Source organism: Paenochrobactrum glaciei (genome assembly GCF_039522165.1).
Lineage (GTDB): Bacteria > Pseudomonadota > Alphaproteobacteria > Rhizobiales > Rhizobiaceae > Paenochrobactrum > Paenochrobactrum glaciei.
The window spans coordinates 135,771-156,621 of record NZ_BAAADE010000003.1 but is presented as its reverse complement, the minus strand read 5'-3'; the positions used below and the strand labels follow the sequence as shown (position 1 = coordinate 156,621).

Here is a 20,851-nt window from a genome sequence, read left to right as displayed (position 1 = left end):
TTTCGTTAAATACCCACCAAGTTGGCATAAAAAATTGAATAATAACAAACACTTCGCCGTTCAGTCTGCGGAAGGTTCTGCTGGCGCTTCCGATCAGGCACAGCCTTCCAGTATGCAAACCGAACGCAACCATAAATTAGGTATTACATTGGTGATAGGCGCGACCGCCATTTTTGCCATGCAAGATGCTATCACCAAGCATCTGGTCACCGACTATCCGATTACTTTTATTATTATGGCGCGTTACTGGGTATTTTTTGCCGTCGGAACAATCATGGCCGCGCGCGCGGATGCAGGTTTTAAAAATACTGTCCGCAGCCGTAAACCTGCTATTCAAATCGCGCGCGGGCTAATTTTAGTTTTTGAAATTGCCATGGTTGGTTTGGCGTTTAAAACCATGGGGCTTGCAGAAGTTATCGCGCTCTTTCAATCCTATCCGCTCTTTGTTACCGCGTTAGCGGCGATTTTTTTAGGCGAAAAGGTTGGTTGGCGGCGTTGGCTGGCGTTGGCCGTTGGTTTCGGTGGAATTCTGGTGATCTTACGCCCCGGCAGCGGGGTGATGGAGTTTGGTGCCGTTTACACCATGCTTGGTGCTATTGCTTATGCACTTTATCAGATTTTAACCCGCGTTTCCGGCACCAGCGACAGTGCTGTCACATCATTCTTTTATGTCGGCGCCGTCGGTGCAGTGCTCATGACACTCGGTTTGCCACTTTTCTGGGTCAGTATGGCGCCGGTTGATTTATTATGGCTTTCGCTTTTATGCGTTATGGCCATGGTCGCGCATTTCTTTTTGATTAAAGCGCTGACATTGGCACCGGCAACATTATTGCAGCCATTCAACTATTTACAGCTCGTCTGGTCGATCATTGTCGGCTGGATTATCTTCCGCGATATGCCGGATCTGTGGACATTTGTCGGTGGTTTTATCGTTGTCGGCAGCGGATTATTTGTGTTCTACCGCGAGCAAAAGCGCGCGGCAGAACGTAAAAAACAGCTCTTAAAAGAAAATGCTGTATAAAAAGCGCAGACAAATGGCGGACAGGAACAAACCGAATGCCATTTCCAGCTTACGACGGGACAGGCTATGCGCCAATTTTGCGCCAACCGGTGCCATGTAAATACTGGTCGGGATGAAGAGCAGGAAACCGACCAGTGACACATAACCCAATGTCATCGGCGGCTGCAAAGCCGCCACATCCGGGTAAAGTGCTGCGGTTGGCCAGCCGGCATAAATATAGCCCAGAGCACCCGGAATAGAGATCAGCACACCAACACCTGATGATGTTGCTACGGCTTCATGGATCGGACGCTTGTAAAAGGTCATGAACAAGGTGGAGAGCTGACCGCCGCCAATGCCCATCAACGAGGCAAGAACGCCGATAACACCACCAACCAGTTTGACGATGATCTTATTCGGGTAAACTTCGCCCAAATGCCAGTTTTCTTTGCCGAACAGCAAGCGAATTGCGGTAAAACCAGCCACAACAACGAAAATGATTTTAAACAGTTCTGCCGGTGCAAAACGCGCAATCATCGCGCCCAGAACCACACCGATAATGATCGGAATTGCCCAGCTTTGCAGCAATGCCAGATCAATCGCGCCTTTTGAACGATGGCTGTAGAAAGAGCGGATAGATGTCGGCACGATGATCGCCAGCGATGTGCCGATACATAATTGCATGCGCACATCTTCCGGCACGCCTAAATAACGGAACAGTTCATAGAGAATAGGCACGGCCACCGTACCGCCGCCAACGCCAAACAATCCGGCCAGCATTCCTGTAATGCCACCGGCAACCAGCAGGCCGATAACCAGCCAAACCAGTTCATATGTATCAATACCCGTCATTCTCTCATGTCCGTTATTATCAAATTACTGTGGGTTCTTAAAATCTCAAAGAGGTCGCAACATTTCATACTGAGCCTGTTTTGCAAAGCTTGCTTGAGAGTTTTAAACCACAAACAACAGAAATACCGCCATTTGAGCCAGTATTAGACCATTGAATAGGCTGCTTATAGCTAAAGCCCATATTAAACTAAAGGAATCACAAGGAGCATTGAAACAATACCGGTGATTGAGGGATGCGGCTTGTGCCGCCGGTGTTTTTCAGCTTCAATAGTGACAAAAGCATAAAGATAAAAAGTCAGCAGCGCTTTAAAAACCATAAAAGATCAAGGGAACGGCGCTGATTTAAGACTTCACAATAGGGGGAGGTTAAGTGGTGCTGGATATTCTTATCGCAGAAGATGAACCCGCAATATTAGAATCCCTTGAGTTTATCCTGCAACGAAAAGGCTGGAGTGTCGCTGCTGTTCATGATGGTGAGGCAGCTTTAGAAGCGCTTGTCCGGTTGCAACCGCGCGTATTATTGCTCGACATTATGCTGCCGCGCAAAAACGGCATGGATGTTTTGAAAACTATCCGCGCCCAGCCGGAGCTTTATCAGGCTAATGTTTTGGTGCTCACCGCGCGCGGCCAGCGTTATGACCGTAAAATGGCTTCCGATTTAAACGCCGACGGTTTTATTACCAAACCCTATTCCAACAGTGAGGTCATCGCCGAGGTCAGCCGTTTACTTTCGACCCCGCAAATCGTGGCGGGTTAATATGGTTCAAAATCGGGGTCACGCGCGCCCTCCGCAAAGTGATGGCGATAAAAAACGCGATAATGCGGTGTTTCTATTGCCGCTTTTTGGCTGTGTTTTCTCACTGCCGCCAATGATGAACTTGTTTAATCACAAAGTTCTCGTCTTTGGCATACCACTCGCCTTTTTATATTTGCTCGGCGTTTGGACAATCATGGTTGTCATTGCTTTTTTTATTTCACGCAAGAGCCGCAAAACACAAGCTCCCTCCCCTGAAGCTGAGCCTCAAAACCGCGATCTCACCGCAGATCAGAACAGGCCAAGATGATGCTGTCACCGAATTTCGTTATTCTGACAGCTGTTGCCTATGTGGGGCTTTTGTTTCTGCTTGCTTATATTTCCGATAAACGCGCCCAGCGCGGCAATGCCGGTTTTTTACGCTCACCTTTTATCTATACGCTGTCGATCTCGGTCTATTGTACCAGCTGGACATTTTACGGCGCTGTCGGCACGGCTGCCCGCAGCGGGCTGGAATATATGGCTATCTATATGGGGCCGACTTTAGTTTTCGTCGGCTGGTGGTTTTTGCTGCGCAAACTCATCCGTATCAGCCACGCCCAGCGCATCACATCGGTGGCAGATTTATTATCCTCGCGCTTTGGAAAATCCAGCCCGCTTGCAGTGCTGGTAACGCTCATCGCCGTGATTACCATCACGCCTTATATTGCCCTCCAGCTAAAAGCGATTACCGGTTCCATTCAGGTGATTTCCATCGCCAAAAGCGGCGGTGGGCTGGATGAGGTTAAACTTGCCCTTGGCGTGGCTATCGGTATGGCGCTTTTCACCATTTTGTTCGGCACCCGCAATGTTGATGCGCGCGAGCAGCATCACGGCGTCGTTGCGGCGATTGCTTTTGAAGCCATTGTCAAACTGATTGCCCTTATTGCTGTTGGTATTTTTGTTGTTTTCAGCCTCGGCGGCGGGATGGAACAAATTTACGCCCAAGCCGCAGATGCAGGCATTAATATTTATGAGCGCGAAAGCTTCGGCAGCCGCTGGGTAACGGTTTTGTTTCTATCAGCCTGTGCAGTTATCTGCCTGCCGCGCCAATTTCAGATCACCGTCGTTGAAAACTCCAATGAAGAGCATTTACGCACTGCTGGTTGGGCATTTCCGGCCTATTTGCTGGTGATGAGCATTTTTACCATGCCGATTGCTTTTTACGGGCTTTCCACTATGCCCGCCGGTTCCAATCCGGATATGTTTGTGCTCACATTGCCCATGTCCACCGGCAATGACGGTCTAGCGCTTTTTGCCTTTATCGGCGGCTTTTCCAGCGCCACTTCAATGATTATTGTCGCCTCCATCGCACTTTCCATCATGGTTTCCAACCATGTGGTTTTGCCGATTGCGTTGCGCCATTCCGATAATCTGGAAGCCGCAGGCGAGCGTGGCATTGCACGGCTTTTGCTGCGCACAAGGCGAATTTCCATTGCCGCCCTTTTATGTCTCGGTTTTCTCTATTTCTGGTTTACCTCCAATTCCGATGCTTTGGCACCCATCGGCCTCATTTCCTTTGCCGGTGTCGCGCAATTATTACCCGCTATGGTCGCCGCCCTTTATTGGCATGCAGCAACCGTTAAAGGTGCATTTTCCGGTATTCTCATCGGTTTCATCATCTGGGCATGGACATCCTTTTTGCCAAGCTTCGGCACCACCAGCGAAGTGGTCGCGCAAATTGTCGAATTTGGCCCATGGGGTCTGTCGATGCTGCGCCCAGAAGCGCTTTTCGGCATGGAAGACTATGATCCGCTGGTCCATTCGGTGTTCTGGAGCATGTTTTTTAACATTTCCACGCTGATTTCCGTTTCCATGCTCACCAATCAAAGCGTTATGGAGCACATTCAGGCAGCCTTATTTGTAGATGTGTTTAAGCCCGGTCAAGCAGCGCAATCGCACATTATTCAAGGCTCGGTTTCAACGGATGAATTGTTTTTCGTGGCTGAGCGTGTTCTTGGTTGGTCACGCGCGAAAAATATTTTCGACATTCACAATATTCCGCGCGGGCACGGACGCGAGCGGTTTGAGGCTTCAGCTGAATTTATCGCCGAGCTGGAACGCAGTCTTGCCAGCTCCATCGGTTCAGCCTCTGCGCATTTGCTACTCAGCAAAATTGTTGCCGGCGATATCATCACACTGGAAGAGGTGATGCGCATTGCCGATGAAACGCAACAAGTGATCGAATATTCGCATGAATTGGAAGAAAAATCGCAGGAACTGCGCGAAACGGCGCAAAAACTGACCGAAGCCAACGCGCTTTTGCATGAATTACACCGGCAAAAAGATGATTTTCTGTCGCAGGTCAGCCACGAAGTGCGCACCCCAATGACCTCCATCCGCTCCTTCTCCGAAATTTTACTGACCGATGATCAGCTCGACGATGATCACAAAAAACGGTTCGTGAATACAATCCATCGCGAAAGTATGCGCCTGACCAAACTGCTTGATGAAATCCTTGATCTCAATGCTCTGGAACATGGTGAACGCAATTGGGAAAATATCGAAGCCAATGCAGAAGAGGTTTTGGAACGCGCGGTTGCCGTTTGCGAAGCATTGGCGCAACAAAGATCTATGATGGTTGAAAGCGGTGAACGGGTTAAAGAAGCATGGGTGCATACCGATCCCGACCGGCTTTCACAGGTGTTCATCAATATTATCGCCAATGCGATTGCTCATAATGATGCGGTTTTTCCGGTGGTAAAAATCAGCTCCTATATTGTGGCGGATCATTACCATGTCGATATTTCTGATAATGGCTCCGGCATACCGGAAGAGTTCAAACGCAGCATTTTCGACAAATTTGTGCGTGGCTCCTCGCGTGAAAACGCCCATGGCAGCCATGGTTTAGGCTTGGGGCTTAATATCAGCCACCGTATCATCACTAAAATGAGTGGCTCACTTCAACTGGTCGATGACGGACAGACCGGTGTTTGTTTCCGCATCAGCCTGCCTTTGCGCCAGCCTGTCAGCGCCTGAGGTTCAAGGCGCTGATGCCGGTTCCTGCCGGTGACTGCAATCATAACGGATGCAAAGGCGGCAAGAAGGGCCGATCGGCACCGGTTTAGCGTTCAATTCCAGCCCTTTACCGTAAATGGTTCTGTCGGCATGCAAAATATCGCAAGCCAGCATCACCGAAAACACCAGCGGGCGATCCCCAAAAGCTGAAACACGTTTCGGCACGGCCTTAGCCACCAGCAAATATTTGTTTCCATTGGTAAATTCAGAAATCTGCCGGATAGCACTATTAGAGGCAAAAGCATCATAAACCGGCCAGAGCAAGCAGCCATGACCTGAAACCGGCAATGTAAAACCAGGAAGCGGGAAGCGTTTACTCAAACGACCAGCCATATCGGCACGCAAAAAGCCAAAAGGCACGCCTTCTTGTCCCTTGCGCCGCAATGTCACCAACCGATGCGCAACCTGTTCAAAGCTGGAACTATAAATTTGCGACAATAAATCAATATCATAGAGATGTTCTTCCGCATCTTTGAAAAACGCCTCATAGGGCATCATAATCGCACCCGCGATATAAGATGACAAAGCATGTTGCGCAATGGAGCAGGCTTCCGGCGACGTCAGGTTAAAAAGATCAACTTGTGCCGCAATAGTGCTTTGCATTAACTGGGCCGCATAAAGATTGGCCATCTGGAATTGTCTTGTGGCAGCTGTGGTATTACCGCGAAACCAAAGTGTGTCATTGCCCGCATCAAACCAATGTCCCCAGCTGACATTTTGCTTTTCCGCCCATTTACGACAACGGATTTTCAGCTTTTTCTCCAGCGCTAGGGTCAGTGTTGTTTCTGAAAACTCGCCATGCGCTTCAATTTCACGGCGCAATTCAACAGCCGCTTCTTCCAAGCGCGGATAGTAATTTTCCCAGGCAATGATTGCCTCTTCCACCTCCTGCAACGGCGTAATTGCTTTACGCCGTGCGGTTGATTCATCAAAATAAGAAGCAAGATTGCGCACCGTGCTGGTGAGACTGTCGCCTTCACTATTAATCATGCCGGTAAAGCGATGCCGGTCAGAAGCGTTTAAATCCGGCATGGTAAAAAGAATTTCCGCGCTTGAGCGGATCGCGGCAATGCGGTTCAGCACTTCATGCAGCGTTTCCGACAAAAACGGGTCGGAACGCAGGCGGCTGGCATAGGCCTCCATATCCTCATTGGCATCCGTATAAGCCTGATAAAGCAACTGGATGGCTCTTGCTGCTTCCGGATAGCGGGCGACAAAATCCGCCATTTCAATCGCGCTTAAATCCGCACGGCACAAAACCGGATCAGTCGCGATTTCCTGCAAAGCCAGAATTTGCCGCTGCTCGCTGCGGCCGGATAAATGCTCCACATCCAGATTAAGACGTTCGGCCAAACGCAATAATAATGCGCCGCCAATGGCACGTTTGTTACTCTCGATGAGGTTCAGGTAACTGGCTGAAATGCCAACAGCTTTTGCCAGACTTGCCTGTGATTGTCCGGTGGCTTTTCTTTGTTTTCTGATCTGTATGCCAATGGGTGCGCGCATGGTAGCTCCGGCAGGGTAAAACAGATATGTAAATTATTGACAAACTAATATTTACAAAAATTATAATATTTACAAATTCATATAGCAATATCAATTTGTTATTGAAGTATATTTCTTTTGGACGACACTACTCCTTGGGAACAATAAGCTTAAAAAAGCTATGCTCGAGGAGGAGCTCATATGTCATTTCGTATTAACAGGCGTACTGTCATCAAAGGTGCCGGTGCAGGTCTTGTGACCTCGCTTGGCACACCGCTGGTTTTCAGCAAAGGTGCTTGGGCAGAGGAATTCTGTAACAATCCGGGAAGCGGCAACCCTGTTTTCGGTTTTATCGTACCACAAACCGGCTCTTATGCCGAAGAAGGTCTGGAACAGCTGAAAGCCTATGAGCTCGCCGTTAAACATATTAATGGTGAAGGCGATGGTGGCGCACTCAATACGCTCAAGCCACTGGCTTTGAAAGGCAATGGCATTTTAGGCAAAAAAGTTGAGTTTGTCACAGGGGACACACAAACCAACACCGACGCTGCGCGTGATGGCGCCCGCCGTATGATCGAACGCGATAAAGCCGTTATGGTAACAGGCTCCGTGACATCAGGTGAAGCAATTGCCGTACAGAGCCTTTGTCAGGAAAAGGGCGTGATTTACATGTCCGGCCTGACCCACTCCAATGACACCACCGGTAAAGACAAACGCCGTTATGGCTTCCGCCATTTCTTCAATGCCTATCAATCCGGTGTGGCCATTGCGCCGTTTCTGGCTGAGGCCTATGGCCGCGAACGCCGCGCTTATCACCTGACCGCCGACTATACATGGGGATGGACACAAGAAGAATCCATTAAAGCCGCCACTGAAGCACTCGGCTGGGAAACCGTTGCAACAGTGCGCACACCGCTTGGTCTTGGCGACTATTCGCAATATCTGACACCGGTGATGAACTCCGGTGCCGACGTTCTGATCCTCAACCATTATGGCCATGATATGGTCAACTCGCTGCCGCAGGCGGTGCAGTTTGGTCTGCGCGATCGTCAGGCAAACGGCAAAAACTTTGAAATCGTTGTGCCGATGTTCTCCGAATTGATGGCTGTTGGTGCCGGCGAGGCCGTGAAAGGCATTTTCGGCACCTCCAACTGGCATTGGGCTCTTGATGATGAAGGCACCAAAGCTTTCACCAAAGCCTATGGCGAAGCCTATGGTTCACCACCGTCACAGTCTGCCCATACAGGCTATGTTCAGGCTATTCTTTATGCCGATGCCTGTGAACGTGCCGGTACATTCTATCCGCCGGAAGTCATCAAAGCGCTGGAAGATTTTGAATTTGACGGCATGGGCAACGGCCCTACCCTTTATCGCGGCAGCGATCACCAGTGCTTCAAAGATGTGCTTGTGGTGCGCGGCAATGAAAACCCGACCAGCAAATTCGATGTTCTCAATGTGGTCGGCAAGGCAGCACGCGCCGATGTGACCTATGACCCGAGCATTTTTGGCGGTGAATTGGGCCCTTACGACCCTAAAACCTGCTGATTGTTAAAAAACGGGCATTTTATCCGGCGCGGTACACGCGCCGGATAAGTCATCACTTTCACCTTTTTAAGGTTTAACCCGCAGGAACAGATATGAACGCGTTATTTGCGCAATTGCTCAATGGTCTGGATAAAGGCGGTGCATACGCTCTTATCGCCCTTGGCCTTACGCTGGTCTTTGGTACGCTGGGCGTAGTGAACTTCGCTCACGGCGCTTTATTTATGCTTGGCTGCTTTTGTGCAGTGATGTTTCGCTATCTCATCACGATGGAAGTCGTCACCACAGACCCGACGAAACTCTCACCCTGGGGCGCGCCGGTTGAAGTGCGCACGCCGCTGGTGCAGAACTGGCTTGGCGATTTCGGCGCAGTGCTTGTCGATTATTCCGTCCCCATTTCCATTCTTCTGGCCGTTCCGGTGATGCTAATTATTGGTATCGTTTTGGAACGCGGCCTGATCAAACATTTCTACAAACGCACCCATGCCGAGCAAATTCTCGTCACTTTCGGGTTGGCGATTGTTCTGCAGGAAATCATTAAAAGTTTTTTCGGTGCCAATCCGGTGCCACAACCGGTGCCATCAGATTTGCGCGGCGCTGCCGATATTGGTTCTTGGATCGGCATGCAGGCACATACTCTCACCTATCCATGGTGGCGCCTTGTTTATCTATTATTCTCTTTAGCCGTTATCGGCGGCGTTTTTGCCTTCCTGCAATTCACCACTTTCGGCATGGTTGTGCGCGCTGGTATGGCTGATCGTGAAACGGTCGGGCTGCTCGGCATCGATATTGACCGCCGCTTTACCGTGGTTTTCGGGCTTGCTGCCGTTGTGGCCGGTGTTGCGGGCGTTATGTACACGCCATTATTGCCGCCAAACTATCATATCGGCATGGACTTCCTTGTCCTTAGTTTTGTTGTCGTTGTGGTGGGCGGTATGGGCTCGTTGCCGGGCGCTGTTATTGCCGGTTTCCTGCTCGGCATCCTGCAATCTTTCGCTTCGATGACCGAGATTAAGTCAATTATTCCGGGCATTGACCAAGTCATTATCTATCTGGTGGCTGTGGTTATTCTGCTGGTACGTCCGCGTGGTCTGATGGGACGCCGCGGTGTGATGGAGACCTGATGGCCATGTTTTCACTATCCAGAAAAGACACGCTTACATTTGCAATTTTTGCGCTGGTTGTGATTGCCATGCCTTTATGGCTTGCCCCTATCGGGGCAGCCTATCCGGGTTTGATGCAAAAATTCGCCATCTACGCCATCTTTGCGATCGGTTTTAACATCCTTTTTGGTCTTACCGGCTATTTAAGCTTCGGCCATGCTGTATTCTTAGGTGTCGGCTCTTACACCGCAGTCTGGTCATTCAAGCTTTTTTCCATGGATATTATACCAGCCACCCTGCTGGCAGTGGTCATGGCCGGAATTTTTGCCCTGATCATCGGCTTCTTCAGCCTGCGCAGATCCGGTATTTACTTTTCCATCCTGACGCTCGCTTTTGCACAAATGAGCTATAGTCTGGCTTATTCTGTGCTGACCCCGATTACCAATGGTGAAACGGGCCTGCTGTTAGCACGCGATGACCCTCGAGTTTTCGACAAAATGGTCGGCGCCACCACCAGCGGCACCGGTCTGCCGACACCAAGTCTGTTCGGGATGGAAATCAGCGGATATTTCGGCTTCTATATCTCCGCCGTTCTGCTGATTTTGGCTTTTTATCTGTCGCAGAAAATCTTCGCCTCTCCTTTTGGCATGGCGCTGCGCGGTATCAAATCCAACCAGACCCGCATGGTCTATACCGGTTTTAACACCAAGCCTTATATGCTTTCAGCCTTTGTCATCTCCGGCATGTTTGCAGGGCTGGCCGGTGCTCTTCTTGCCGTTACCGACCCGATTGCCGGTGCTGAGCGCATGAAATGGACAGAATCCGGCAATGTCGTGCTGATGACCATCCTCGGTGGTGTCGGCACACTCACCGGCCCTGTAATTGGTGCGTGGCTGATCAAATATTTCGAAAATATCTTCTCCGCCATCAACATCAATATGCTGCATAAGGCCTTTGCTTTCCTGCCGGATGGCTTGGAAAATGCGGTTGTCACTGTGCTTTCCAAATTTGTCGGCGAAGGCTGGCACCTGACCCTCGGCCTCATCTTTGTGCTGATCGTGGTGTTCCTGCCAGGTGGTTTGGTTGAAGGTTACCAGCGCTTGTTAAAAAAACTCAGGCCAGAACCCAAAACCGCCAAAGCCCTTCATCCCCAACCCGCAGAATAGGATTATGCTGTCATGAGTGAGGCACCAGGTAATATTGTTCTGCATGCAGCAGATGTGTTTAAAAACTTTGGCGGTTTGCAGGCTTTGTCCGACATTGACCTGCAAATTGAAGAAGGCAAAACCCACGCAATCATCGGCCCCAACGGGGCCGGTAAATCAACCCTTCTTAATGTGATCATCGGGCGTATTCCCCCAAGCAGTGGTGCTGTTGTTTTTGACGGCACTATTCTGACCGGAAAAAACCCGCATGAAATCAATCAGCTTGGTATTTCGCGCGTTTTCCAAACGCCGGAAATCTTTGCCGATCTGGACGTTTTACAAAATGTCATGGCACCGGCTTTTGCCCGCCGTGACGGCGCGTTTAAAATCAATATGTTCCGCTCTGTCGCCAAGGAAGCCGAAATTCGCGATGAAGCGGAGGCTCTGCTTAATGATATCGGCCTTTATAATCATCGCGAAAGCCTGGCGGGCGTGTTATCGCGCGGTGACAAAAGACGGCTTGAACTGGCCATGTGCCTGATCCAGCGCCCGCGTCTGCTATTGTTGGATGAACCGACAGCCGGCATGTCGCGCCACGATACCAACACCACCATTGAACTGCTTAAAAAAATCAAAATGACCGGCATGACCAAGGTCATCATCGAGCATGACATGCATGTGGTGTTTTCTTTGGCCGATAAAATTTCCGTGCTGGCACAGGGCAAAATCATCGCCACCGGCCTGCCGGAAGATATTAAAGACGACCGCCGCGTAAAAATGGCTTATCTGGGAGGGATTGAGGAATGAGTGCAGTCTCAATGAAAAAAGAGGCAATCTCTGCCGCCAATAATAGCGATCCTTCGCAGGAGTTTTTCGCCATCCGCGATCTTCACGCCTATTATGGCGAGAGCTACATCGTTCAAGGTGTTAATCTCGACATTAAAAAGGGTGAAATTCTGGCGCTTCTCGGCCGAAATGGCGCGGGCAAAACCTCTACCATGCGCGCCATCGCACGTTTGGCTGAGCCGGAAGCCCGTGCGGGTGAAATCTGGCTCGAAGGCCAGCCTTTACACACGATGAAATCCTACCAAGCCGCGCAAGCCGGTATCCAGCTTGTGCCGGAAGATCGGCGTATTATTCCGGGCATGACTGTGGAAGAAAACCTGATTTTGGCGCAAATTGCCCCGAATAAGGGCTGGAGCCTGGAGCAGATTTACGCGCATTTTCCACGTCTTGCCGAAAGGCGTAATCAGGAAGGCGTGACGATGTCCGGTGGTGAGCAGCAAATGCTGGCCGTTGCGCGTGCCCTTGCGCGTGACGTGAAACTTCTGCTGCTTGATGAACCCTATGAAGGTTTGGCACCGGTTATCGTCAAAGAGATCGAAAATATCGTCTATGATATTAAAGAGCGCGGCATTACGACGATCATCGTCGAGCAAAATGCCGTTGCGGCTTTGCGGCTCTCTGACCGCGCAGTGATTTTGGATTCCGGCGAACTGGTTTTTAGCGGCAGCGCCAAAGAGCTGCTTGATAGTCCGGATTTACGTAACGAATATCTGGCGATATAAAGCTTAAAACAACAAAAACCCCGTATGAAAGTGATTTCATGCGGGGTTTTTTTAGTATCACGTCAGTGGCCAGAAGAAAATCAATGCTGGCACAGCCACAAGAGCAATGATTGCGGAAAGTGGCAGACCCAAACGCGGATAATCGCTGAATCTATAACCGCCCGGGCTCATCACCAGCATATTACACTGGTGGCCAATGGGGGTCAGAAAATCGCAACCAGCGCCAATCGCAACCGCCATCAGAAAGGCTTCCGGCTTATAGCCTAAACCAGCGGCAAAACTCGTGGCAATCGGTGCCATCACCAGCACAGTTGCCGCATTGTTGAGAAACGGCGTCACAGCCATCGCAGTCAGCAAAATCATTGCCAATGCGCCTGATGGCGGCAGATAGGTCGCGAGCATTGACAGGCCTTCAGCAATCAAATCGGTGCTGCCGGTAGTGCGCAAAGCATCACTGACGGGAATAAGTGCAGCCAGCATGATCAAAATTGGCCCGTCAATTGCCGAATAAATCTCATTAATCGGGATTACTTTAAACAGGATCATCGCTACAGCGGCAGCAAAGAAAGCGATCGAAACCGGTAAAAGTCCTAATACAGTCGCCATAATAGCGACAATCAGAATTGCCAGCGGCACCAGTCCACGGCGCACACTGCCAAGCAAAATCGTGCGCTTTGCAAGCGGCAAACATCCAAATTCGCGCAACAATGGCGGCAAAATATTGGCGCGCCCCTGCAACACGATCACATCGCCAAAACGAAACTCCACCTCGCCCAAGCGCTGCGTAATACGCTCTTCCTCACGGCTAACCGCCAGCAAGTTCACATCATAACGGCTATAAAGATCAAGATTTCGGGCAGATAAGCCAATTAACGGCGAATTTTTACCGATAACGGCTTCAATCGCCTCAATCTCTTCTGAGCCGTCCGTATCATTCGGATTGCGATTTTCGGCGATCTGAAGCTTACCATTGCTGATAACCGCATCCAGCGCTTTGGAATCTCCCTCCAGCAACACCACATCGCCCTCTAAAACGGTGCGATCAGGCAAAGGCGTAATACGGCGGCCATCACGGATGATAGCAGTAATCATCGCATTGCCTTCTGCCGGCTTGATCAGTTCAACGATTGTTTTGCCGATAACACTGGAATTTTTGGCAATTTTTGCTTCGGATGCGTAGTTTCTGATCTCAATTGCATCCGTTGCTGAAACATTTTCTTTTTTCCGCTCAGGGATCAGCTTGTAGAAAAAAGCCAAATAAAGAATGCCCACAACGGCAAGTGTCGCGCCCACAGGGGTAAAATCAAACATGGTGAAACTTTCGCCCACCATTTCAGCGCGTAAGCGCGAAACGACAATATTGGGCGATGTACCAATCTGTGTCATCAATCCGCCAAGCAAAGCACCAAAAGCCATCGGCATAAGAAATACCGAGGCCGACACATTGGAGCGGCGGGCAAATTGGAAAGCAACAGGGATCATAATCGCCAAAGCGCCGACATTCTTGATAAACGCTGACAAAACGGTCACGACCGCGACCAGAATGATCAGTTGAATGCGCACAGACGACACTTTGGGAAAAAATTTCTGAACCGCTGCTTCCATCAAACCGGAACGCGCGACCCCCGCCGAAACAATGAGAGCGCTGCCGACAATGATGACAATTTCATCGCTGAAACCACTAAAAGCTTCATCATAAGGCACAACGCCAACTGCAATGCCCAATAAAAGCGCACAGACAGCCACAAGATCATAACGAAACTTGCCCCATAAAAAGGCTGCCATCATCAGCGCAATTGTGCCCGAGGCCAGAATTTGGGGTAATGTCATCAATAAAAATCCCTGTTTCAGCCCATATGGGTGAGTAGAATCATCCGCATTATGACTGAAATTAGAAAGAATTTCCGAAAAAGGAAGGATGCATCTGTATATTCGGGCAAGCGATGGCGCAGATCACCAAGGCTCGCCTAAATAAATCAATGCTTTAAAACTTTATATTATCAATCACTTATCAAACGCCGAGATAGCGTTCCTGCACATCGGCATCAAGATGATCCGGTGTGCCCCGCCAAACTGTGACACCTTTTTCCAAAATTACGCATTGATCTGCAACGGGAAGCAATTCCGACAGAGTTTTATCAACGACAATAATCGATTGTCCGGTGTTTTTTAAAGCACGGATCGCTTTCCAGATTTCCTGCCGGATAACAGGTGCCAGCCCTTCCGTTGCTTCATCCAGCACGATCAGCTCCGGATTGGTCATCAAAGCACGTCCGACCGCCAGCATCTGCTGCTCGCCGCCCGAAAGTGTCTGGGCAGATTGCTGGCCACGTTCTTCAAGACGCGGAAAAAGCTTGCGCACCGTTTCAATCGTCCATTCTCCATGACGCGCTGAAGCCAGCAAATTTTCATTAACAGTCAGATTTGGAAAGCAACGCCGCCCTTCCGGCACAAGCCCAAGGCCAAGACGAGCAATCTTATAAGGTTTTTGTTTGGTGATATCAGTGCCATTAAAAACCACTTTGCCACGTTTTGCCGGGTTAAGCCCGAAAACAGAGCTGATTGTAGTGGTTTTCCCCATACCATTGCGCCCCATCAGCGCCAGCACCTCACCTTTAGCAATGGAGAGATCAACGCCAAACAAAGCCTGTGAAGCGCCATAAAATGTCTCAAGCTGATCAATTTGCAGCAACATTTAATGCCCCTCCCCCAAATAGGCTTCCCGCACCAGCGGATTGTTACGGATTTCACTGACGCTTCCCGTTGCAATCACGCGGCCGTAAACCAGCACCGAAATGCGATCTGCGAGCGCGAAAACAGCGTCCATATCATGCTCAACCAGCAAAATGGGTGCCTGATCGCGTAATTTATCGAGAAAACCAGTCAACGCTAAGGAGCCTTCCGGCCCCATACCGGCCATCGGCTCATCCAGCAACAGCGCTTTTGCCTGCAAAGCCAACACGATGGCGATTTCTAATTGCCGCCTTTCACCATGCGACAGCTCTGCACTGACAACCAAACGGCGTTCGTAAAGCCCGACGCGTTGCAAAATTTCTTCTGCTTCATCCACCAGCTTGCGATCTGTGACAGCTGATTTCCAAAAGCGAAAGCTTGAACCTTGCCTTGATTGCAGCGCCAAAGTGACATTGCGCAGTGCTGAATATTCCGGCATCAAAGACGAAATTTGAAATGTCCGCCCCAGACCGCATTGTGCGCGTTCTGCGACAGACAGATCGGAAATTTCCGCGCCATTGAAGTAAATTGTCCCGCTGTTCTGACGCAAAGTGCCTGCAATTTGATGAATCAGCGTTGATTTGCCCGCTCCATTGGGGCCAATAAGCGCATGAATCTCACCTTTACGTAAATCAACGCTGACATCATCCGTAGCTTTAAGAGCGCCAAATGTCTTCTTCAAGTTCTGAATGGAGAGAATTGGTTCAGCCATGACGTGCCCTCCCCGCAATAAGGCCGATTAATCCGCCGCGTGCGAACATCACCACACCCAGCAAGATCAGCCCTAAGAAAAACTGCCAATGTTCCACCGTGCTGCCCAGCGCAAACTCAAACAGAACATAGAGCACAGCACCCGCCAAAGGCCCGAACAAGCGTCCCGTTCCGCCCAACACAATCAGCACGATCAACTCACCCGACATATGCCATGACAACATTGTCGGACTGACAAAACGATTAAGATCAGCAAAAAGCGTACCCGCCAGCGCTGTGATCATCGCTGAAAGCACAAGAGCGGTTAAGCGGATCTGAAACGGTTTGATACCAATGGAGGCAAGCCGCACCTCATTTTGGCGCGCACCTTGTAGTGCTGCACCAAAACGCGAATTTGTCAGCCGCCAAAAGCCATAAATCACCGCCATCAACACCAGATAAGCAATCAAAAACAGATTAAGCGGGTCAAATGTATTAAGACCGAAAAACGCATCGCGTACCGGCATTGAGAGGCCATCTTCACCACCATAGGCTGGCCATGAAATGGCAAAATAATAAACCATCTGTGCAAAAGCGAGCGTGATCATAATAAAATAAACGCCGGAAGTGCGTAAACTGATCGCACCAATCACCAGCGCTGCAAGCCCTGCAACCAGCATCGCAACAATCCAGATGACGAGCATTTGGTTGGTTGCTCCAATATCAAACGGCCATTCAATAAAGGGCGTGCCGGACATAGCATGCGTAGCAAAAATGCCCGCCACATAGCCGCCAATGCCAAAAAAGGCCGCATGACCAAAGGAAACCAGCCCACCAAGACCAAGAGCCAGGTTTAAACCGGTTGCCGCAAGTGCCAAAACCGCAATACGCGTGGTTAAATTAACATAAAACGGCTCGCCGATCCAATAAGCTACCATTGCGACCAAGGGCAGAACGAGAGCGAGGAAAAGATTGAGAAGAGTTTCTGTTTTCATCACACTTCCCTATCGCTCAGTCGCAAACAGGCCTTTTGGCCTGAATGTCAGAATAATCGCCATGACAATGTAAATCAGCATCGAAGCAAGGGCTGTACCAGTTGTGGAAGCCTGTGACGGCGGAATGAACAGCGCAAACAGCTTTGGCAGCAAAAACCGCCCCAATGTATCAACCACGCCCACCAGAATTGCTGCATAAAGCGCGCCTTTAATCGAGCCGATCCCGCCAATAACAATCACCACAAAGGCAAGAATAAGCACCGGTTCGCCCATGCCCACCTGTACGGATTGCAAAGCCCCCACCAGCGCACCGGCAAAACCTGCAAGTGCTGCACCAAGAGCAAAAACAATCGTATTGAGCTTGGCAATATCCACCCCCAATGCGCTGATCATTTCGCGATCAGATTCACCGGCACGAATACGCATTCCAAGACGTGTTTTGTTGATGAGAAGATAAAGCCCCAGCGCAACCAAAATACCAGCGCCGATAATCGCCAGACGATAAAGCTGATAGTGCGCCCCGCCCGGCAAGGTAACTGAGCCCTGCAACAGAGGCGGAATGTCGAGATAAAGCGGAAATGAACCGAAAACATAGCGCGTTGCATCTGAAAAGATCAAAATCAGCGCGAAAGTCGCCAAAACCTGATCCAGATGCTCACGCCCGTAGAGCCTTCGCACAACGGTAATTTCCATCAATGCGCCAGCAGCGGCAGCACCTGCGAGACTTGCCATCAGCCCGATCCAAAATGAGCCGGTATAAGCCGCAACTGCCGCACAGGCAAAAGCGCCAATCATAAAAAGCGAGCCATGAGCCAGATTGATAATGCCCATAACACCGAAAATGAGGGTCAGCCCTGCCGCCATCAAAAATAGCATCACGCCAAATTGCAGGCCGTTGAGGAGCTGTTCAATAATAAGAGCCAGCGACACACGATCATCCTGTGGTTAAATGTGGGAAGACTGTTTAAGCGCCTGCCGTAAAAACCTGATATATCAATGAGTTAGTTAATCAGGTGGTTAAAACATGCGGATGATTTCTAAACAACATCCGCATGTTTCAATGGCTTGGATTTAAACGCTTGAAACCACAGCGTTTTTTACATTTTGCACTCGGAAGCGTAAGCATCCTGATGGTCGGTGAAGGATGTCGCTACGATCTTGTTGGTCAGAACGCCATCTTCTTTAATCACTTCGCGGATATAAATATCCTGAATAGGGTGATTATTATTGCCGAATTTAAACTTGCCACGAACACTGTCAAAATCTGCTTCTTTCAAAGCGGCGCGGAAAGCGTCCTTGTCTTTAATGCTGGCTTTCGCTGCCGCTGACAAAATCAGATTAGCAGCATCATAACCTTGGGTCGCATAAAGCGATGGAATGCGGCCAAACTCAGCTTTAAAAGCTTCGACATATTTCTTGTTGGCTGCGTTATCGAGATCTTTTGACCAATGCGACGAGTTTTTCACTCCCAAAGCTGCATCACCAATTGCGGCCAAAACATCCTGATCAAAGGAGAAACCTGGTCCCATCACCGGAATGTCGACGCCAGACTGTGAATATTGCTTCATGAAAGCAATGCCCATGCCGCCCGGCAAGAAGAAATAGACGGAATCTGCGCCGGAAGCACGGATTTCAGCAATTTCAGCCGCATAATCGGTCTGGCCGACTTTGGTATAAACTTCACCAGCCAGTTCGCCTTTGAAGAAACGCTTGAAACCAGTCAGCGCATCCGTACCTGCCGGATAGTTTGGCGCGAGGATGAAAGCTTTTTTATAACCTGCATCATTGGCGTAATTACCGACCGCTTCATGTAAATTATCGTTCTGATAAGCGGCATTGAAGTAATTCGGGCTGCATTTTTCACCAGCCAAAGCCGAAGGCCCAGCATTGGTGGAAATATAAATCTTATCTTGTGCGACAGCACCCGGCACCACAGCCATCGCCAAATTCGACCAAACAATACCGGTAAGAATGTCCACCTTATCGCTCTGAATCATTTTATCGGCAATTTGCACCGCCAATTCAGGCTTTTGCGCATCGTCTTCAACAACGACTTCAATATCTTTATTGCCTGCCTGTTTCAAAGCCAGCAAAAAGCCGTCTCGAATATCAACGCCAAGCCCTGCCCCGCCACCGGACAAAGTGGTAATCATGCCTACTTTAATAGGCTCAGCCAAAGCTGTGCCGGAAAGCAACATGCTTAAACCTAAGAAAGCTGATGTCAGTTTTTTCATAAATTTCCCCTCGATTTTTATTTTTTATAATTCTCTATCAATTTGCTAGCATAAATTCAGGCAATTTCCAGAAGCGTTTTTGTTAAAATATGCGCCGGATCGCTCAAACCGTCTATTATATTTAAGTGGTGCCTGCCTGCCTCCTCGACAAAATTGACCTCACAAGCAAATCCGCTCCAAATATTAGCATGTAGTGCACTTTGTCTAATAAATTCAGGTAGTTCATCCCCTCCAACCCATGCTGTTAACTTTGCACCGTTGACAGGCTCCAACAAAGCAGGGCTCTCGGCATAGGCTTGCTCATCATTGAGCCGCAAAACCTCATTCATTTCTGTGTTCATCAATGGTCGCAAGTCACTCAGGCCTGAAATAGAGACTGTATGCTTGATCCGCTGCATAATATTAGCATCAAGCGGCGAGGTTTGCGTATTCATGCGACTAACAATCTGACCACCAGCAGAATGGCCGACCAAATAAATTGGCCCATTAACTTTGCTTGCAGCATGTTTAATCGCGTTAGCTGCCTCGATGACAATGTCTCCAATCCGTACATCAGGACAGAGTGTATAAGAAATGACAGCGACAGCAAAGCCATGCGCAAGAGCACCAGCTGCTAAATAAGAGGAACAAGACTTATCAAGCTTCATCCAATAGCCGCCGTGAACATAGACGACCAAGCCTTTAACGCCTTCTTTTTGAAGGTTATTTATGGATTGCGGATAAAAAAGATCATATTGATTACGTCTTCGTGACCCATAAATGATATCAGCTTCCAACCAGTCTTCTTGTGAAGCTTTCTCACGAAAGCAAAGCGATTTCTCCTGCCATAAAGGCGGATATTCTGCTGAATTGGAAACATGCAGCACGTTAGAATAAGCCAGATCCCAATCTATTTTGCTAATACCATTCAAACTTCGCACCTCTCCCAGTGTGTTCCGCTGAATTAAGCTGCCCGTTTCTTTTTTACATGTTAATATGCGTGGCAACGTCCCTATTGTCGACACAAGATCAAAATAATTTCAAGCATGAAGTTTCATACTTGAAATTATTTTGTTTGGTGTCAGGATGGATGGGTGAATAAGATATCCGTTTTTGGGAGGAAACAATGTCTTATGTGAGCATACTGCTTTGGCCGGATGAACTGTGCTAATGCCAGAAAACAAAGTTTTAGCGTCCAAAATGACAAATGCTGACCGTTTGACATCAAAGCAAAACCTGCGCGTTTGGCTGAAAGTTCTTAAAACGACCAAGCATATTGAAGCTATGATTCGCGAAAAACTTCGTGATGAATTCGATACCACATTGCCCCGTTTTGACGTGATGTCTGCGCTTTATCGTTTTGATGAAGGTTTGCGCATGTCTGAACTATCCGCGGCTTTACGCGTTTCAAACGGCAATGTGACCGGCATTATTGAACGGCTGGTTTCTGATGGTCTTGTGCTAAGAGAAACCGTTTCAGGCGATAAACGTGCAACCATCGTACGCTTAACCAAAGCAGGCAGAACCAGCTTTGAAACATTAGCGGACGCCCATGAAAAATGGATTGATGACGTTTTGCAGGTTTTGGAACCTGAACAAAGCGCCGCGCTTTTAACGATAATGGATGAAATTGACCACTCCCGTGGTTTTACTGAAGGCTGACCTCCCACAGCCTGCCTATTGTTTTATTTAAAACAAATATAGAGCATAGCAG

Annotated in this window: 19 protein-coding genes; 10 read left to right on the top strand and 9 right to left on the bottom strand. The window is 49.2% G+C overall.

Going from position 1 to position 20,851, the window contains the following annotated elements; all coding sequences use genetic code 11:
- Nucleotides 1-34: 34 nt before the first annotated feature.
- Nucleotides 35-1,021 carry a DMT family transporter gene (locus ABDZ76_RS10295; protein WP_343805081.1) on the top strand — a complete coding sequence of 329 codons (987 nt, stop codon included), beginning with the start codon at nt 35-37 and terminating at the stop codon, nt 1,019-1,021.
- Here ABDZ76_RS10295 and ABDZ76_RS10290 read toward each other — a convergent pair.
- The gene (locus tag ABDZ76_RS10290; RefSeq protein WP_343805079.1) at nt 1,001-1,852 is read right to left on the bottom strand and encodes a sulfite exporter TauE/SafE family protein; all 852 of its coding nucleotides are present in this window, start codon (nt 1,850-1,852) and stop codon (nt 1,001-1,003) included. The two genes, ABDZ76_RS10295 and ABDZ76_RS10290, sit on opposite strands and share 21 nt — an antisense overlap.
- A gap of 370 nt (nt 1,853-2,222) precedes the next feature.
- Between ABDZ76_RS10290 and ABDZ76_RS10285 the strand changes: the two genes are divergently transcribed.
- Genes ABDZ76_RS10285 through ABDZ76_RS10275 form a run of 3 tightly spaced genes read left to right on the top strand, consistent with a single transcriptional unit; the run spans nt 2,223 to nt 5,624 of the window.
- On the top strand, nt 2,223-2,609 hold the full coding sequence (locus ABDZ76_RS10285; RefSeq protein WP_343805077.1) for a response regulator transcription factor: 387 nt from the start codon (nt 2,223-2,225) through the stop codon (nt 2,607-2,609).
- Nucleotide 2,610: 1 nt separating this feature from the next.
- Nucleotides 2,611-2,916, top strand: a complete 306-nt coding sequence (locus tag ABDZ76_RS10280; RefSeq protein ID WP_343805075.1) for a TVP38/TMEM64 family protein — start codon at nt 2,611-2,613, stop codon at nt 2,914-2,916.
- Nucleotides 2,913-5,624: an ATP-binding protein gene (locus tag ABDZ76_RS10275; RefSeq protein WP_343805073.1), complete on the top strand. Its 2,712-nt coding sequence runs from the start codon at nt 2,913-2,915 to the stop codon at nt 5,622-5,624. Before ABDZ76_RS10280 ends, ABDZ76_RS10275 begins: the two co-directional genes overlap by 4 nt.
- A 3-nt stretch (nt 5,625-5,627) precedes the next feature.
- On the opposite strand, the gene ABDZ76_RS10270 is transcribed toward ABDZ76_RS10275, so the two are convergent.
- The gene (locus tag ABDZ76_RS10270) at nt 5,628-7,169 is read right to left on the bottom strand and encodes a helix-turn-helix domain-containing protein (protein ID WP_343805070.1); all 1,542 of its coding nucleotides are present in this window, start codon (nt 7,167-7,169) and stop codon (nt 5,628-5,630) included.
- Between the two features lie 180 nt (nt 7,170-7,349).
- Here ABDZ76_RS10270 and ABDZ76_RS10265 point away from each other — a divergent pair, with 180 nt between their 5' ends.
- The 5 genes from ABDZ76_RS10265 (at nt 7,350) to ABDZ76_RS10245 (ending at nt 12,506) form a co-directional block, all read left to right on the top strand.
- Nucleotides 7,350-8,693, top strand: coding sequence for a substrate-binding protein (locus ABDZ76_RS10265; RefSeq protein WP_343805068.1), 1,344 nt, complete (start codon nt 7,350-7,352; stop codon nt 8,691-8,693).
- 92 nt (nt 8,694-8,785) lie between these two features.
- Complete coding sequence (locus ABDZ76_RS10260; protein WP_343805066.1) at nt 8,786-9,814, top strand: branched-chain amino acid ABC transporter permease; 1,029 nt, start codon at nt 8,786-8,788, stop codon at nt 9,812-9,814.
- Between the two features lie 5 nt (nt 9,815-9,819).
- Nucleotides 9,820-10,959 (top strand): branched-chain amino acid ABC transporter permease, encoded by a 1,140-nt coding sequence (locus tag ABDZ76_RS10255; protein ID WP_343805580.1) that lies wholly within the window; start codon nt 9,820-9,822, stop codon nt 10,957-10,959.
- 12 nt (nt 10,960-10,971) lie between these two features.
- Nucleotides 10,972-11,745, top strand: a complete 774-nt coding sequence (locus tag ABDZ76_RS10250; protein WP_343805064.1) for an ABC transporter ATP-binding protein — start codon at nt 10,972-10,974, stop codon at nt 11,743-11,745.
- An 11-nt stretch (nt 11,746-11,756) separates the two neighbouring features.
- Nucleotides 11,757-12,506: an ABC transporter ATP-binding protein gene (locus tag ABDZ76_RS10245; protein ID WP_343805578.1), complete on the top strand. Its 750-nt coding sequence runs from the start codon at nt 11,757-11,759 to the stop codon at nt 12,504-12,506.
- A 57-nt stretch (nt 12,507-12,563) separates the two neighbouring features.
- Here the strand turns inward: ABDZ76_RS10245 and ABDZ76_RS10240 are convergent, their stop codons facing one another.
- The 7 genes from ABDZ76_RS10240 to ABDZ76_RS10210 form a co-directional block, all read right to left on the bottom strand.
- On the bottom strand, nt 12,564-14,336 hold the full coding sequence (locus ABDZ76_RS10240; RefSeq protein ID WP_343805062.1) for an SLC13 family permease: 1,773 nt from the start codon (nt 14,334-14,336) through the stop codon (nt 12,564-12,566).
- A 181-nt stretch (nt 14,337-14,517) separates the two neighbouring features.
- On the bottom strand, nt 14,518-15,201 hold the full coding sequence (locus tag ABDZ76_RS10235) for an ABC transporter ATP-binding protein (protein WP_343805060.1): 684 nt from the start codon (nt 15,199-15,201) through the stop codon (nt 14,518-14,520).
- Nucleotides 15,202-15,951, bottom strand: coding sequence for an ABC transporter ATP-binding protein (locus ABDZ76_RS10230; RefSeq protein ID WP_343805058.1), 750 nt, complete (start codon nt 15,949-15,951; stop codon nt 15,202-15,204).
- Nucleotides 15,944-16,924 (bottom strand): branched-chain amino acid ABC transporter permease, encoded by a 981-nt coding sequence (locus tag ABDZ76_RS10225; RefSeq protein WP_343805056.1) that lies wholly within the window; start codon nt 16,922-16,924, stop codon nt 15,944-15,946. The genes ABDZ76_RS10230 and ABDZ76_RS10225 overlap by 8 nt, the downstream gene beginning before the upstream one ends.
- 9 nt (nt 16,925-16,933) lie before the next feature.
- Nucleotides 16,934-17,854 carry a branched-chain amino acid ABC transporter permease gene (locus ABDZ76_RS10220; protein WP_343805053.1) on the bottom strand — a complete coding sequence of 307 codons (921 nt, stop codon included), beginning with the start codon at nt 17,852-17,854 and terminating at the stop codon, nt 16,934-16,936.
- 167 nt (nt 17,855-18,021) lie between these two features.
- The gene (locus tag ABDZ76_RS10215) at nt 18,022-19,158 is read right to left on the bottom strand and encodes an ABC transporter substrate-binding protein (RefSeq protein ID WP_343805051.1); all 1,137 of its coding nucleotides are present in this window, start codon (nt 19,156-19,158) and stop codon (nt 18,022-18,024) included.
- Between the two features lie 56 nt (nt 19,159-19,214).
- A complete protein-coding gene (locus ABDZ76_RS10210) occupies nt 19,215-20,069 on the bottom strand; it encodes an alpha/beta hydrolase (RefSeq protein ID WP_374844562.1) in 855 nt (284 codons plus the stop codon).
- A gap of 268 nt (nt 20,070-20,337) precedes the next feature.
- Between ABDZ76_RS10210 and ABDZ76_RS10205 the strand changes: the two genes are divergently transcribed.
- Nucleotides 20,338-20,799 carry a MarR family winged helix-turn-helix transcriptional regulator gene (locus ABDZ76_RS10205; RefSeq protein WP_343805047.1) on the top strand — a complete coding sequence of 154 codons (462 nt, stop codon included), beginning with the start codon at nt 20,338-20,340 and terminating at the stop codon, nt 20,797-20,799.
- Nucleotides 20,800-20,851: the final 52 nt, after the last annotated feature.